Genomic DNA, 11,693 nt, shown 5'->3' with positions numbered 1-11,693 from the left:
TTCATCGGCATTAAGATTGCGCTTACGATCCATGTAGCCGGTGGCGCAAAACTTACAGGTAAGACTACAACCAACCTGCGAACTAACACAAGCCGTCATGCGGTCGGTTGCCGGAATCAAAACGCCTTCAATGATATTATTGTCAAAAAGCATAAAGGTGCTCTTGATGGTTTTATCAGCACTAAACTGCGACTGATGAACCTGCACATTGTTGATCGTAAAAGTTTCCTTTAATTTCTCTCGCAAAGGCTTAGAAAGATTGCTCATTTCCTCAAAATCAGTACATGATTTTTCCCATAACCATTCATAAACCTGCTTCGCCCTAAAGGCAGGTTCAGCAATAGAAATGAAATGCTCTTTAAGTTTATCAGGCGATAAACTGCGTATGTCTGTTTTTTGAATAGCTTGCATTATTTGCAAAAATACTAAATTTTTTATCTGTTGTCAGTTGTCTGTTGTCAGTTATCAGTTGTCTGTTGTCAGTTATCTGTTATCAGTTGTCTGTTATCAGTTATCAGTTGTCTGTTGTCTGAGGTATGAAGTGCTGGTATGAATTAAAGCAGAATTTATCTCAATACTCACTACTCAAAAAATGGTTGTCTGTTGTCAGTTATCAGTTTTCTGAGGCATGAAGTAGGAGGTATGACTAGCGTACCCAAACTGATAACTATTTACAAACAACCTAACAACCTAACCATTAACCACTAACCAACTAACCATCTAACCAACTAACTACCAACTACTAACTACTAATTACTACTTTTGCTTTATGCTCAGATACCTCAGTGCAGATTATATTTTTCCGGTTAGTTCTGAACCTATCAAAGGTGGGATTGTAGTTATCAATGAATCTGCAGAGGTTATTGATGTTCTCAGTCCAAACCAGAGCATTGATATCTCAGAAAAAATCGTGCATTATCAAGGCATTATTGTTCCGGGCTTTGTCAATTCACACTGTCATCTGGAGCTTTCGCATATGCTTGGTAAAATCCAAAAAGGTACAGGACTTGTATCTTTTATAAGCGAAGTAATATCCCAAAGGTCAGCAGATGAAGATCAGGTGATGGCAGCTATGAAAACATATGATCAGCTGATGTTTGCACATGGAATCGTAGCAGTTGGAGATATTTCAAACAATAAGTGTTCGAAGTTGGTTAAACAAAATAGCCAGATCTATTACCATACTTTTATCGAATTGCTCGGTTTTGATCCGTTAAGGGCAGAAACAGTATTTCAAAAAGCACTCGATCAAAAAGCTGATTTTGCTCCCTTGCCGGCATCTTTTGCTCCGCATGCTCCTTATTCGGTGTCAGCTGAGCTTTTTTCTATTTTAAAGAACTATGCTCAAGATCATGAAAATTTGTTTAGCATGCACAATCAGGAATCTGAGCCAGAAAATGAGTTTTTCTTGAATAAAAGTGGTGCATTTATTGATTTTTATAAAATGCTGAATCTTGATCTGAGCTTTTTTGAAGCCCAATCAAAGACTTCTCTTCAGGCCTTGTTACCCTTATTTCCTGTCAATCAAAAGATTGTGCTGGTTCATAATACCTTTACCAATTTAGAAGATATTGCTGCAGTAAAAAATTCAAAAAAGAATATTACGTGGTGTTTATGCCCCAATGCAAACCTCTACATAGAACAAAAATTGCCAGATCTTAGCCTGTTTCTCAATTCCGGATTGAACATCACCGTTGGAACCGATAGCCTTGCCTCAAATGATAAACTTTGCATCTTATCAGAGTTGAAAACTATCAAAGAACATTTTTCTGAATTGCCAAGCAGCCAGATTATTCGCTGGGCAACACTCAATGGTGCTCAATTTCTGGGCATAGATAGCAAGTTCGGTTCGATAGAAAAAGGCAAAACACCAGGATTAAACCTGATTTCTGAGGTAAATGGCACAGAAATTACCCATTTATCACAGATTCAGCGGCTTATTTAGCATAATTTGCTGGTCTGAGCTTAAAAAATCATTTTTACAGAAATGAATTCCATCACTAAACTGTTCAATATTGAATTAATGAGTATTTTAGGAAAAGGCAGGGCAAAAAAGGGTATGTTCGAAGGCGATCTTGTTGAAGGTGAACTTGAAATGGGTCAGGTAGCTTGGTACGTTCATAGTATTAAGCCAGTAGCTCAGATTCTTAATGAAATATGGCAGGGATTTAGATTTGAGAAACAACGAATCAGCCAATTAATTTTTTTAAATTTTTATGAAACATCTTGATATTGTTATTACTGGGAAGGTTCAGGGCGTTTTTTTCAGAGCAATGAGTAAGGCAGTGGCCGATCAGCTGGGTATAAAAGGCACAGCCCGTAACCTACCTGATGGAACAGTTTTCATTGAAGCCGAAGGCGACGATTTTTCTCTAGAACTATTTCTTGAATTTTGCAATAAGGGTTCAGACAGGGCAGTAGTTGAAAATGTAACAGCCAGCCAAGGTGAATTGAAAAAGTATCGTAATTTTGAGATAGTAAAAAAGTAGTTTTGTTTATGCTAATCCATTCTCTCATTGTCAGCAATTAAGAACTTTGCCGGTCAGACAGCAATTTACGGGTTAAGCACGGTCATAACCCGCTTTTTAAATTTTTTCCTTACTCCTGTTTATGTAGGGCTTTACTCTCCCAAAGTTTACGGTATTTTTTCTGTAATGTACAGTTGGGCCTCTATGCTCAATGCTTTACTGGCATTCGGAATGGAAACCACCTATTTCCGATACCTCAATAAATATGAGAACGACAAGCAAAAAGTATATAATAATACTTTTTTCACAGTCACATTGATGGCCTTGATCTTTCTGCTTTTTACCTTTCTTTTTGTAGATGACATTGCAGCATGGATTCAAAAAGGCGATGTCAATGATCCTGATTATGCGCGCTACATTAAATATTTCATGTATATTCTTGTTGCTGATGCCCTGGCAGTTATACCATTTGCAAAACTAAGAGCCGATGGCCGGCCCTTACGCTACAGCTTCATTAAGTTTGTTAATATTTTAACGTTTATTGGATTAAACCTACTCTTCATATTTGTATTCCCTCTGATTATTAAAGAGGGATGGTATGGTGCTGAATATATCATGGGCTGGTACAGAGAAGGCTGGGTTGGCTATGTTTTTATTTCTAACCTGATCGCAAGTTTGATTACGCTATTGCTACTCGTACCAGAGTTGCTGAAATTGACATTTACCTACGATATCGCCTTGGTTAAGGAAATGTTTGTTTACAGTTTGCCGGTACTTATTGCTAATATTTCTTTTATCATTAATGAAAATATTGATAAGATATTTTTGGGGCAACTTTTGCCTCCTAACATATCTGTGCAGGAAGTTGGAATTTATGCAGCTTGTTGTAAAATAGCCATATTTTTGAGCATCTTCATTAATGCGTTTCGTTTAGGAGCTGAACCTTTTTTCTTTAGCCATGCCAAGAACAAGAACGCTACTGAAACCTACGCTAGGATCATGAATTACTTTGTGATTGCAGTTTCCTTGATATTTGTATTACTGGTGGCAAATATTGAGCTACTGAAATATTTTATTAAAGGTAAAGATGCGGTAGAACAGGCACTCTATTGGTCGGGTTTACGGATAGTTCCCATTTTATTATTTGGTTATGTTAGTCTTGGCATCTATATCAACTTATCGATTTGGTATAAATTATCCGATCAAACTCGTTATGGATTATATATTTCAGGAATTGGGGCAATTCTAACGATCGTCCTCAACATAATTTTTATTCCTATGTATGGCTATATGGCTTCTGCCTGGATCTCACTCACAGCTTACACAGTGATGATGGTGCTTTCCTATTTCTGGGGCCAAAAAAATTATCCCATTCCATATAATCTCAAAAAAAATATCATCTATCTTTTAGCTTCGGTTTGTATCGTTTTTATAGCATTTGTAGTATTTGAACGTAATTTGCTCATTGGAAATGCGCTCTTTATTATATTTACAGGTACAATATTTTTTGTTGAACGGAAGGAACTCAAAGCAATTTTTGGCATAAAATGAATATTAGGATAATAAACAAATCATCGCATCCGCTTCCTGCCTACGAAACTTTTGCCTCTGCAGGAATGGATCTCAGGGCAAATTTGACCGAACTAGAGGTTTTAAAGCCAATGCAAAGGAAGCTGATTCCCACTGGTTTATTTATGGAATTGCCACTTGGTTTTGAAGCTCAGATCAGACCCAGAAGCGGTCTCGCATTAAAGCATGGAATTACTGTTTTAAATTCACCCGGCACCATTGATGCCGATTACAGAGGTGAGTTAAAGATCTTGCTCATTAACTTTTCTGACACAGATTTTGAAATTAATAATGGCGACCGCATTGCTCAAATGATCATTTCAACACATCAAAAAGTGAATTGGGAAGAAGTGGAAATACTTTCAGAAACTGTTCGCGGTGCTGGCGGCTATGGTCATACCGGATTATAATGAGCATGAAAAAAGCAGTATTTTTATTCCTTCTTACTAGTTGTGCATTTTCGCTATTTGCGCAAAAAAATAAGGGTAATAATAAAGAGGCTGTTAGTGTTGTTGGCAAGGTTCTGAATCAGATAGACAGCCTTCAGGTTAAAGATTTTTTCTTTGAAGGCCTTCATGAAAAAATTGTGATGAACTATGTTGATGCAGCTCTTAATTTTGAGAAGGTAATTGAAATAGATCCTTTGAATGATGCCGCTATGTATGAGTTGGCCAATTTGAAATTTGATCAGAATAATACGACCGAAGCCGAGGGCCTGATTAGGAATGCAGTAACGGTTAATCCCGAAAATGAATGGTATTGGATACTGCTTGCTGATATCTATAAAAAGACCAATAAAATAGCTCAATTAGTCTCTGTTCTGGAAGAGCTCAGTAAGATTGCCCCTAAGAAAGAAGCCTATTATTACGATAAAGCAAATGCATTTCTTATTCTCCGTAAGGTAGATGATGCCGCAAAAGCCTATGATGAAATTGAGAAAAAATTTGGCTCTTCAGATGAACTTATTTCTGCCCGGCAACGGATATTGATGCAGCAAGGAAAATCAGGCAAGCTCGAAGAAGAACTTACAGGTTTGATCGCCTCCAAACCTGATGAATTACGAAATTATATTTATCTGAGTGAAGTGCTTACCCAATCAGGAAATCGCGAAAAGGCAATTGAAATTCTGAATAAGGCAAAGTCTGTCTCTCCATCAAGTGCTATGGTTCGACTTGCCTTAGCCGATCACTATAAGGCATTAAAGCAGTACGAGAATACATTCATAGAACTTAAGGTGGCTTTTGCAGATCCTAACCTAGATATTGATGAAAAAGTAAGGATTGTTCTTTCATTTTTTCCAATGTTTACTGAAATGAAGGCCAGGGCTTATGCCAATGAACTGGCCTCGATCATGGTAAGGGTTCATCCAAATGAGGCAAAAGCCTTTGCGGTTCAAGGAGATGTGCTATTTCAAGAGCGTAAATATGAGCAGGCTCAGGAATCATACAAAAAGGCATTAGCTATTAATGATCAGGTGTATCTGATCTGGGAACAGTTATTGCGAATAGAGGTAAGTCGTGGAGAATTTCAGCAGGCAGTTTTAGATGGCAATAAAGCATTGGGTATATTCCCAAATCAAGCTGCATTATATCTTTATACAGGTATTGGATATGCACAGACTAGAAATTATGAAAAAGCAACAAGCATCTTAAAAAGCGCACTTGATCTTGAGTCTGAAGATAATGATGTACTTCTACAGATCTATTCCACTCTGGGAGATTCTTATAATGCCTTGAAAAAATTTAAGGAATCTGATCAGGCGTACACTAAAGCGCTAGAGCTTGATCCGAGTAATTCGTATGTGCTCAATAATTATGCATACTATTTATCGTTAAGAGGAGAGAATCTTGAAGAAGCAGAAAAAATGTCGAAGAGGTCATTAGAGATTGATCCGGATAATGCATCATCTGAAGATACGTATGCTTGGATTCTTTTTCGGTTGAAAAAGTATGCAGATGCAAAAAAATGGATAGAAAAATCATTGCAGGGTAAGACCTCAAACAATGCCACTCAACAGGAACATTATGGAGATATTTTATATCTTCTTGGTGAAAAGGAGAAAGCACTAGAGCAGTGGCAAAATGCTAAAGCACAGGGCTCAGGCTCTAATAAATTGGAAAAGAAGATCAATGAGAAAAAATATATCGACTAAAATAATTGCTTTGCTTGCAATTGCGGTCATTTTTGCAGGCTGCAAGGCTAAAAAAGAACTTTTGCCCGCTTCGGTGATTCCTAAAATTATGGATTTTAAGCCACCATCGCCTGACTTGACCCAAAAGATTAAACTGGATTCAGTAAATGGAATGAACACGGTTTTTAAAACCTTATCAATCAAAGCCAAAGCTGATCTGAACATCAATAACAAGAGCAACGAGGTGAATATGAATATCCGGATCAGGAATAATGAAGCCATCTGGGTTTCTGTAACTGCTCTGGCGGGTTTAGAAGTAGCTCGCGCATTGATCACTGCCGACAGTGTTAAGGTTTTGAACAGGATGGACAATATTTATCTTAAAAAGCCTTTCAGTTATATTTATGAATTTACGAATGAGCGGATCACTTTTCAGACACTTCAATCCGTATTGCTTGGAAATGCGATGGCAGAATTTATTAGCGAATCTACTCAACTAAAAAATGAAGGCGAAAATACCCAACTTAAAACAGTTTTGGCTTCGATGATCTATAATTTCACTGTTGATCAGCAGAATAAGGTAGTATTTACTCAGTTAAACGATGCTTCTGCAGGGCAGGAACTTCTTGTTAATTATAGCAATTTCTTATCCATCAATCAGCAGTTGATTCCGCATTCGGTGATCATGAATTCAAAGGCAAAGAATAAAGCGATTAGTCTTGACCTTAACTATTTAAAAATTGATATAGATGGGAATGTTGACCTTCCCTTTAGAGTTCCAGAGCGGTTTTTGATTAAAAATTAAATACATTTGTTTGAATGAAGATATTTAAGCACATCTTTTTCCTGTTTATTTTTTGCCTTGCTGCCGAAGCTTTTGGCCAGAGTAGTTCTGATCTTAGAAGGCAGAAGGAAGCCTTGACCCGGGAAATAGAATCGCTTAATCGGAGTTTGAATCAAACGGCAAACAACAAGAATTTATCACTCAAGGAGATCAGAGCTCTGAATGCACAGATCCGTTTGCGTGAAAAAAAGATTAATGTAATCAATTCTGAAGTGAAGTTGCTTGACAATCAGATATCTGATAATACCAATACTGTCAGAACACTGCAATCGCAATTAAATAAGCTGAAAAAGGAATATGCGGCAATGGTTTTGTTTGCTTTTCGAAATCAAAGCTCTTATAGCAAGCTCATGTTTATTTTTGCTGCAGAAAATTTTAATCAATCATACAAGCGTTTAAAATATTTGCAACAGTTTAGCGAGTATCGAAAAAAACAGGCTAGTTATATCGAGGGTACTCAAAAGCAATTAAATGTCAGAATTGTTGAGCTCGACCGTAATAAGCAGGAAAAAAGTAATCTTTTATCAGATCAGCAGAAGGAAAAACGAACACTAGGTATTCAGAAGAATAGCAAATCGAAGGTTCTAAATAATCTGACCAGTCAAGAAAAGCAATTAAAACAGGAACTCACTCAAAAGCAAAGGGAGTCGGCAAGGCTTAATAGAGCCATTCAAAATGCAATTAACAAAGAAATAGAAGAAGCACGGAAACGAGCTGAAGCTGAGGCTAGGGCTGCTATTGCAAAAGCTAAAGCAGAAAACAGGGAAGTGCCTAATGCAAAGCCTGTTGCAAGTGGTTCAAGTATTTTGGCAGCCACTCCAGAATCGGCTAAATTGTCTTCAGATTTCTTGGGTAGCAGAGGCAGTTTACCGTGGCCGGTTAGCAACGGGATGGTCATAGAAGATTTTGGAAATCATACCATTGGGCGGAATGTTACCACAGAAAATAATGGAGTGGATATAAAAACTGCAGCCGGATCGCAGGTCCGTGCAGTATTTGCAGGTGAGGTTGCAGCCGTACAAAACATTTCAGGTTCGTATGCAATTTTGATTAGACATGGTGAATATTTTACGGTTTATTCAAATTTAAAGAGTGTTAATGTAGCGCGAGGGCAAAAAGTTTCGTTGAAGCAGAATATAGGTGTGGTAATCACTGATCCTATTGATAACACAACTGAAGTGCATTTTGAGGTAAGGAAAGGGGCAACACCATTGAATCCTTCAAGCTGGCTTGCAAATTAATTTTTAATTTTAAGGTGTTTAAAATGCCTATATTTGTATATTGATCTTTGTTATATGAATAATTCAATATTGTTATTTATGAATATCGGTGGGCCAGAGATGATCTTGATATTCGTTGTAGTTTTACTTTTATTTGGAGGTAAGAAACTGCCTGAACTTGCCCGTGGCCTTGGAAAGGGATTGAGGGAATTTAAAGATGCTTCGGATGGTATTAAAAGAGAGATTCACAATAATATTAATACGGTAACCGAAGCTGCAGATCTTGAAAAAGCAGCAGCTACAACTCCGGACAATAATTATCACAGCCCGGAAAACAATTACTCAGATACACAGAATGAATATTCTGCTCATGCAGACGGTACTTATCCAGATATGGATGCACCTCTTGCTGAAACAAATACAACAGTTACAGATACTAATTCAAATGAAGAAGTTTCATCAGGATATGTGAATCCAGATGAAGCGGGGTTTGAGAACACAAAAATTGCACATTAAATAAATTATCATGCTAAACTCAATTTTATTATTTGCTGGACTTGGAGCTACGGAAGTGATTTTAATCGTAGTGGTTGTCCTTTTAATGTTTGGTGGCAAAAAAATTCCAGAACTAATGCGCGGATTGGGCAAAGGTATCAAAGAATTTAAGACTGCTCAAAATGGTGAGGGTGATGCACCTTCAGCTACAACAAAAGATCAGGACGTTAAATAATTTTATATTTAAAATGATTTTTTTGTTCTGTCAATCCTATTGACAGTCAGGAAGATCATTTTTTTTATTTTGCCTTTTGGGATTCTTTGGAAACGATAGAGCCAAATCCTATTTGGCCTATATTTAGGTGATTTCCTCAATAATCAGAGAGATTCCTCGCAAACGGTTAAATTTCTAATTTACAAGATTCAAGGCATGGAAGGTATTTCTTCTCTTTCCGATATTCAGTCTGCATTATCCAAGCAGAACCAGAAATTTACATTACCTGTTCTGGTTGATTATTACTTAAGCCGTATTTCTGAAAAACAGGAATTGAACGCTTTTGTAGAGGTATTTGACCACGAAGCACGTAATCAGGCAATTCTGGTACAAGAAAAGATTGATGCAGGTACTGCTGGTAAACTGGCAGGAATGGTCATTGGGATCAAAGATAATATCTGCTACCAGGATCATCAGGTTTCTGCCTCTTCTAGGATTCTTGAAAATTATGTTTCTCCTTTTTCTGCCACAGTGGTTGTGCGACTTCTTGCTGAGGATGCCATTATTATTGGGCGCTTGAACTGTGATGAATTTGCAATGGGCGCATCCAATGAATCGTCTTTTTATGGGCCAGTAAAAAATAATGCCGATCTAAGTAAGGTTTCAGGAGGCTCATCAGGAGGATCGGCAGTAGCCGTTCAGGCAGGCCTTTGTCTAGCAGCTTTAGGCACTGATACAGGCGGCTCTGTTCGTCAGCCTGCAGCATTTTGCGGGGTTGTTGGGCTAAAGCCAACGTATGGCAGGGTTTCACGACATGGAATCATTTCATATGCCTCTTCTTTTGATCAGGTTGGACCTATTACCAATTGCGTTGAAGATGCGGCTATTTTGCTCGAGATTATTTCTGGCCCAGATGAGTATGATAGCACAGCCTCTTCGAAACCAGTTCCTTACTATTCTTCAGAAAACAATTCGCATAAAAACTTAAAAATAGCCTACTTATCAGAGGCCTTGCATTCAGCAGGTCTTGATCCCGAGGTTAAACAGGCTTTTGAAAAAAGTATCGCCATTCTTAAAGATGCAGGCCATGTTGTTGAGCCAGTTTCTTTTGAATTATTGGAGTATGTTGTACCTACCTATTATATCTTAACCATGGCAGAGGCCTCCTCAAATTTGGCTCGCTATGATGGGGTACATTACGGATATCGAAGCAATCGATCCACTGATCTAGAATCTACGTATAAAACTTCACGATCAGAAGGATTTGGGCCTGAAGTTAAACGCAGGATTATACTTGGCACTTTTGTGTTGAGTGCAGGATATTATGATGCTTACTACGCTAAGGCACAGAAAGTGCGCAGATTAATACGTGATAAAACCAACGATATTTTAAATAAGTATGACTTTATTATGTTGCCAACAGCACCAACCCCGGCATTTACCATTGGTGAAAAAAGCGATGATCCTGTAGTTAATTATTTGGCTGATATTTTTACAGTTCAAGCTTCACTTGCAGGAATTCCTGCAATTTCTTTACCTGCAGGCAATAACAAAAATGGATTACCGTTAGGAATACAGTTTTTAGGTAAGCGCTTTGGTGAGACCGAATTGTTGAATTTTTCAAAAACATACTGTAAGCTGATTGATTCTGATAGAATCGATTCAAATTAAAATCCATATTCTTTAATTAGCTATAGAATTGCACATATCAATTCATAAATATGAATAAAACGATAGCCTACTTCATTTTTTTTATACTTATCCACTGCACTTTTGCAAATGCATCAGAGAAAAAGGCTATCAACTCATTAGTGAACAATTATTTGGAGATTAAACCACTCCAAATAGTACAGGATACGCTTCCTAAGATTGTTTTTGTAGATCATTCACTGATTTCCTTTCAAAATGGCATCTATAAAAACCGGCTAGATTCAATAAAAAAGGATGTTGATCTTTCCTATAATAGATACGTTCAAAAGTATATTGATACCTATATCAATAGGAAAGAGCACATTGGCAAAATGCTTGGCCTGTCGGAATACTATTTTCCTATCATTGAAAAAGCATTGAAAGAAATTGGACTTCCGGATGAGCTAAAGTATATTACAGTCATTGAATCGTCACTCAACCCCAATGCTGTTTCTAGATCAGGTGCAGTTGGGCCATGGCAATTTATGTATAACACGGCAAAGGGTTATGGTCTGAATATGGATACGTATACAGACGAACGTAAGGATCCTCAAAAAGCTAGTCTTGCGGCTGCACATTATTTAAAGGATGCTTATAAAAGTATTGGTGACTGGCTATTGGCCATAGCTGCCTATAATTGCGGAACAGGTGCTGTTACCAGAGCAATTGCCAAATCTGGTGGAGTAGCAGATTTTTGGAGGGTCAGACCCTTTCTTCCTGTTCAAACTCAAAATTATGTGCCTGCATTCATTGCTACAGTCTATGCAATGAAGTATCATAAAATTCATGAGATTACAGTTAAGCCCGCAGGGATTAATACCCATACAGATATCATACCAGTCAATAGAAAAATATCGATAAGCAGCATTGCCAAGGCTGCAGAATTGGATGTCAATGAGTTGCTGATCTTGAATCCATCCTATAAAAAACAAATTATTAATGGAACCACTCTGATTCCAATGCCTCTGGTTATCCCAACAGTAACAAATTCAGCCTATTCATCTTTGTATGATCTTTTTAATGGCAAAGCGGATGAAGTAAAATTGGTTTCGGTATTGCCGGG

The 11,693-nt window shown here is 37.6% G+C and carries 12 protein-coding genes and 1 pseudogene; 12 read left to right on the top strand and 1 reads right to left on the bottom strand.

The annotated features are described in order from the left end of the window. A pseudogene (locus ACIQZ6_RS10085) lies at window positions 1-411 on the bottom strand (23S rRNA (adenine(2503)-C(2))-methyltransferase RlmN); the annotation flags it as partial. A 358-nt stretch (window positions 412-769) separates the two neighbouring features. Between ACIQZ6_RS10085 and ACIQZ6_RS10080 the strand changes: the two are divergent. The 12 genes from ACIQZ6_RS10080 to ACIQZ6_RS10025 all read left to right on the top strand — a co-directional run. Continuing rightward, the gene (locus ACIQZ6_RS10080) at window positions 770-1,945 is read left to right on the top strand and encodes an amidohydrolase family protein (RefSeq protein ID WP_395810695.1); all 1,176 of its coding nucleotides are present in this window, start codon (window positions 770-772) and stop codon (window positions 1,943-1,945) included. 42 nt (window positions 1,946-1,987) lie between these two features. Next, window positions 1,988-2,230, top strand: a complete 243-nt coding sequence (locus ACIQZ6_RS10075; protein ID WP_395810693.1) for a hypothetical protein — start codon at window positions 1,988-1,990, stop codon at window positions 2,228-2,230. After that, window positions 2,217-2,489 carry an acylphosphatase gene (locus tag ACIQZ6_RS10070; protein ID WP_395810691.1) on the top strand — a complete coding sequence of 91 codons (273 nt, stop codon included), beginning with the start codon at window positions 2,217-2,219 and terminating at the stop codon, window positions 2,487-2,489. Before ACIQZ6_RS10075 ends, ACIQZ6_RS10070 begins: the two co-directional genes overlap by 14 nt. Window positions 2,490-2,516: 27 nt before the next feature. Continuing rightward, window positions 2,517-4,019 (top strand): oligosaccharide flippase family protein, encoded by a 1,503-nt coding sequence (locus ACIQZ6_RS10065; protein ID WP_395810689.1) that lies wholly within the window; start codon window positions 2,517-2,519, stop codon window positions 4,017-4,019. Beyond that, window positions 4,016-4,447, top strand: a complete 432-nt coding sequence (dut, locus tag ACIQZ6_RS10060; RefSeq protein ID WP_395810687.1) for a dUTP diphosphatase — start codon at window positions 4,016-4,018, stop codon at window positions 4,445-4,447. The genes ACIQZ6_RS10065 and dut overlap by 4 nt, the downstream gene beginning before the upstream one ends. Before the next feature lie 5 nt (window positions 4,448-4,452). Beyond that, a complete protein-coding gene (locus ACIQZ6_RS10055; protein WP_395810685.1) occupies window positions 4,453-6,189 on the top strand; it encodes a tetratricopeptide repeat protein in 1,737 nt (578 codons plus the stop codon). Next, complete coding sequence (locus ACIQZ6_RS10050) at window positions 6,167-6,973, top strand: DUF4292 domain-containing protein (protein ID WP_395810683.1); 807 nt, start codon at window positions 6,167-6,169, stop codon at window positions 6,971-6,973. Before ACIQZ6_RS10055 ends, ACIQZ6_RS10050 begins: the two co-directional genes overlap by 23 nt. A 14-nt stretch (window positions 6,974-6,987) precedes the next feature. Then, entirely contained in the window at window positions 6,988-8,253 is a 1,266-nt protein-coding gene (locus ACIQZ6_RS10045; protein ID WP_395810681.1) for a murein hydrolase activator EnvC family protein, read from the top strand. Between the two features lie 54 nt (window positions 8,254-8,307). Next, entirely contained in the window at window positions 8,308-8,748 is a 441-nt protein-coding gene (locus ACIQZ6_RS10040) for a twin-arginine translocase TatA/TatE family subunit (protein ID WP_395810679.1), read from the top strand. A 10-nt stretch (window positions 8,749-8,758) separates the two neighbouring features. Then, a complete protein-coding gene (locus ACIQZ6_RS10035; RefSeq protein WP_090700204.1) occupies window positions 8,759-8,962 on the top strand; it encodes a twin-arginine translocase TatA/TatE family subunit in 204 nt (67 codons plus the stop codon). Between the two features lie 195 nt (window positions 8,963-9,157). Further along, on the top strand, window positions 9,158-10,612 hold the full coding sequence (gene gatA, locus ACIQZ6_RS10030) for an Asp-tRNA(Asn)/Glu-tRNA(Gln) amidotransferase subunit GatA (RefSeq protein ID WP_395810677.1): 1,455 nt from the start codon (window positions 9,158-9,160) through the stop codon (window positions 10,610-10,612). Between the two features lie 50 nt (window positions 10,613-10,662). Then, window positions 10,663-11,693 (top strand): lytic transglycosylase domain-containing protein (locus ACIQZ6_RS10025; protein WP_395810675.1); only part of this gene is annotated, 1,031 nt, incomplete at its 3' end.

This window comes from Daejeonella sp. (genome assembly GCF_044348475.1).
Classification (GTDB): domain Bacteria; phylum Bacteroidota; class Bacteroidia; order Sphingobacteriales; family Sphingobacteriaceae; genus Daejeonella.
This window is presented reverse-complemented; position numbering and strand designations above follow the sequence as displayed.

What these genes read in the sequence shown, in the direction of transcription:
- dut (WP_395810687.1), top strand. Translation starts at nt 4,016, where the DNA reads ATGAATATTAGGATAATAAACAAATCATCGCATCCGCTTCCTGCCTAC.
- ACIQZ6_RS10045 (WP_395810681.1), top strand. Translation starts at nt 6,988, where the DNA reads ATGAAGATATTTAAGCACATCTTTTTCCTGTTTATTTTTTGCCTTGCT.
- ACIQZ6_RS10035 (WP_090700204.1), top strand. Translation starts at nt 8,759, where the DNA reads ATGCTAAACTCAATTTTATTATTTGCTGGACTTGGAGCTACGGAAGTG.
- ACIQZ6_RS10040 (WP_395810679.1), top strand. Translation starts at nt 8,308, where the DNA reads ATGAATAATTCAATATTGTTATTTATGAATATCGGTGGGCCAGAGATG.
- ACIQZ6_RS10080 (WP_395810695.1), top strand. Translation starts at nt 770, where the DNA reads ATGCTCAGATACCTCAGTGCAGATTATATTTTTCCGGTTAGTTCTGAA.
- ACIQZ6_RS10075 (WP_395810693.1), top strand. Translation starts at nt 1,988, where the DNA reads ATGAATTCCATCACTAAACTGTTCAATATTGAATTAATGAGTATTTTA.
- ACIQZ6_RS10050 (WP_395810683.1), top strand. Translation starts at nt 6,167, where the DNA reads ATGAGAAAAAATATATCGACTAAAATAATTGCTTTGCTTGCAATTGCG.
- ACIQZ6_RS10070 (WP_395810691.1), top strand. Translation starts at nt 2,217, where the DNA reads ATGAAACATCTTGATATTGTTATTACTGGGAAGGTTCAGGGCGTTTTT.
- ACIQZ6_RS10055 (WP_395810685.1), top strand. Translation starts at nt 4,453, where the DNA reads ATGAAAAAAGCAGTATTTTTATTCCTTCTTACTAGTTGTGCATTTTCG.
- gatA (WP_395810677.1), top strand. Translation starts at nt 9,158, where the DNA reads ATGGAAGGTATTTCTTCTCTTTCCGATATTCAGTCTGCATTATCCAAG.